At 38.9% G+C, this 2,651-nt stretch carries 2 protein-coding genes and 1 pseudogene; all 3 read left to right on the forward strand.

The window, feature by feature from the left end:
* Positions 1–309, forward strand: a pseudogene (locus PX636_RS12710) (dolichyl-phosphate-mannose--protein O-mannosyl transferase); the annotation flags it as partial.
* A 61-nt stretch (positions 310–370) separates the two neighbouring features.
* Positions 371–1,381: a tryptophan--tRNA ligase gene (gene trpS / locus PX636_RS12715; RefSeq protein WP_288117464.1), complete on the forward strand. Its 1,011-nt coding sequence runs from the start codon at positions 371–373 to the stop codon at positions 1,379–1,381.
* A 236-nt stretch (positions 1,382–1,617) separates the two neighbouring features.
* Positions 1,618–2,651, forward strand: a 1,034-nt coding sequence (locus PX636_RS12720; RefSeq protein ID WP_288117465.1) for a DNA-methyltransferase, incomplete at its 3' end; no start/stop codon positions are given.

A 2,651-nucleotide genomic window follows, 5' to 3' on the forward strand; every position in this document is an offset into this window, starting at 1 on the left:
AACCGAAAAGAGCGAGTAATTTCCGCCTATCTTATCTGTAACTATATTGCCAATCTGCTGCCTTGGTTAAAAATTAGTCGCTGTACCTTTCTCTATCATTATATGGCTGCCTATAGCTTCACTTGGATTGCTCTAGCTTGGCTCTTAGCCGATGGTTTAGAAAGTTCCAGTCCTATTTATAAAAATTGCTCGCGCTACCTCATAATTTTGATAATTTTTGCTTTTATCTATTGGCTACCAATTTATTTAGGCATTCCCCTGTCAGTGCGGGATTATTATCTGAGAATGATTTTTCCCAATTGGATTTAGGATGAAATTAGCCGCAAAAACTGATACAATAACATCATGATAAAAAGCGATCGCAGGAGTTATGGGTAAACAAAGAATCTTATCTGGTGTGCAACCAACCGGCAATTTACATTTAGGCAATTATCTCGGTGCGATCCGCAATTGGGTGGAGGGACAAAAAGACTACGATAATTTCTTTTGTGTGGTCGATTTACACGCGATCACCGTTCCCCATAATCCCGCCACTCTTGCGGAGGATACTTTAGCAATTGCCGCTTTATATTTAGCCTGCGGAATTGATTTAGAATACGCGACTATCTTTGTCCAATCCCACGTTAAGGCCCATACGGAATTAACTTGGTTATTGAATTGTATCACCCCTTTAAATTGGTTAACCGATATGATTCAATTTAAAGAAAAAGCGATTAAACAGGGGGAAAATGTTGGCACAGGTTTACTCGATTATCCCGTGCTGATGGCTGCCGATATCCTACTCTACGATGCCGATAAAGTACCCGTGGGAGAAGATCAAAAACAACATTTAGAATTAACCCGCGATATAGCCGTTAGAATTAATCATCTTTTTGGGCAACCGCAACAACCAATTTTAAAACTTCCCGCTCCGATGATCCGCAAGGAAGGAGCGCGGGTGATGAGTTTAACCGATGGCCGGAATAAAATGTCTAAATCCGATCCTGCCGAGATGAGTCGGATTAATATTCTCGATAGTCCCGATGTCATTGCCAAGAAAATTAAACGCTGTAAAACCGATCTAGTTAAGGGTTTAACTTTCGATGATCCAGAACGTCCCGAATGCCATAATTTATTAACTCTCTATAGCATTTTATCGGGAAAAAGTCAAGACGTGGTTGCGGGAGAATGTGCCGAGTTAGGTTGGGGACAATTTAAACCGATGTTAACAGAAGTCACCATAGAATCTCTGCAACCTATTCAGGAAAAATACACCGAAATTAGAGAGGATAAAGATTATTTAGCCACGGTTTTGCGGCAAGGTCGTCTCAAAGCAGAAGCGGTGGCCAATCAAACTCTCGATCGAGTCAAAAATGCCATGGGTTATTTACCACCATTTTAGGGATAATTTTCGGGTGCATCTGATAATTATCCAATCTACTCAGTTGAGATTTTTCAAGGAAAACTCGCTGCTTTATCAGTCAATCTTTAACTCTTGGTGGGGTTTTACCCCCCCATCCAGGGTAAGGGAAGGAGAATGATTACAAAAGTTATTAAATTAAGCACAACTCCAGTGATATTTTGGTAGAATAAGGGCATAATTAAAACTATCAAAATACTTACCTGTCCTTTGAGATTATGGTTGTAGAGTCCCAGCGGAAACAAAAAAAACTATCGTCTAGGGAAGATGAGTCTCGTCCAATTGCCAGCAAGGAACAAAACTCTTATCTAGCAGAGGGAATTGTTGATCATCAATCAACTCAGATTGCTCCTTCCTCCTTACTACAGCCATTTTCTCCAGAGTTAGAAAAAGATAGAGCCAACAAATTTAATTTTCTTAAAGAAATTCTGGTTAGTCATCTTGGTCAACCTTTTTACTCGGACAATGGCTTTATTCTTTATCAAGGAGATGCCACAGACTTTTTGTCTAAACTATCTCATAGTGACATAAAAATTGACCTCACTGTTACATCACCACCTTATAATATTGGCAAAGAATATGAACGAGTTCTTTCAATCAATGACTATGTTGATTGGTGTGCTAATTGGCTGCGGCAAATTTATAAGATTACTCAAGATAACGGTGCTTTGTGGCTAAATGTTGGTTATTTAGAAGTACCAGAAAAGGGATTATGTGTTCCGATTCCCTATCTTCTTTGGGATAAGTCTCCCTTTTATCTTTTACAAGAAATTGTCTGGAAATATGGGGCAGGTGTTTCTACAAAAAATCGTCTTAGTCCTCGCAATGAAAAATGGCTTTTTTATCTCAAAAATTGCCAAGAATATACTTTTAACTTAGACAATATTCGTGACCCTAACGTTAAGTATCCCAATCAAAAGAAAAATGGTAAATATCGTTGTAATCCCCTCGGTAAAAATCCTTCTGATGTGTGGGAAGTTCCTAAAGTCACTACAGGAGAAAAGCGCAGTTCTAAGGAAAGAACCGGACATCCCGCACAATTTCCTTTAGCAATTGTCGAGAGAATTATACAAGCTTCATCTAATCCGGTAGAAATAATTCTTGATCCCTTTGCTGGTTCTTGTTCCACGGGAATAGCGGCCTTGGGATTAGGAAGAATTTTTGTGGGTTTTGAAATTCGACCAGACTATTGCGAGATAGCTGCAGAGAGATTTAAAAGATTTAAAAAAGAAAGAAGCAATACTTATATTCA

Origin of the sequence: Microcystis sp. M53598_WE2 (genome assembly GCF_030067735.1) — a bacterium.
GTDB classification, from domain to species: domain Bacteria; phylum Cyanobacteriota; class Cyanobacteriia; order Cyanobacteriales; family Microcystaceae; genus Microcystis; species Microcystis aeruginosa.